The organism is Salifodinibacter halophilus (genome assembly GCA_012999515.1).
GTDB classification, from domain to species: Bacteria; Pseudomonadota; Gammaproteobacteria; order Nevskiales; family Salinisphaeraceae; genus Salifodinibacter; species Salifodinibacter halophilus.
In genome coordinates this window covers 1-229 of the sequence record JABEEB010000894.1, presented here as the reverse complement: position 1 = coordinate 229, position 229 = coordinate 1, and the positions used below count along the sequence as shown (strand labels likewise).

At 63.3% G+C, this 229-nt stretch carries 1 protein-coding gene; it reads left to right on the top strand.

Going from position 1 to position 229, the window contains the following annotated elements; genetic code table 11:
• Nucleotides 1–45 precede the first annotated feature (45 nt).
• Nucleotides 46–229 (top strand): hypothetical protein (locus tag HKX41_14125; GenBank protein NNC25271.1); only part of this gene is annotated, 184 nt, incomplete at its 3' end.

The following is a 229-nucleotide window of genomic DNA, read 5'->3' as shown; positions in this document are numbered from 1 at the left end:
CTGGATTTGCTTTACAACGGTCTGAGCTCTCAGGCAGCTAAACCCGTGGACAAGAGCCATCCGGCTCTACTCGCAGGCTGGCAGCGCAACCTACCGCCGCGCCAAAAGGAACAGCGTGGGCTGGAGGCTTACCTGCACGCTTTTCTGCAAGCGTGGAACCCACAGATCGCGCCGCGTGCCGAACTGAGCTGGCAGGTCATCCGCGCCCACCGCGTGCCGATGCTCGCGG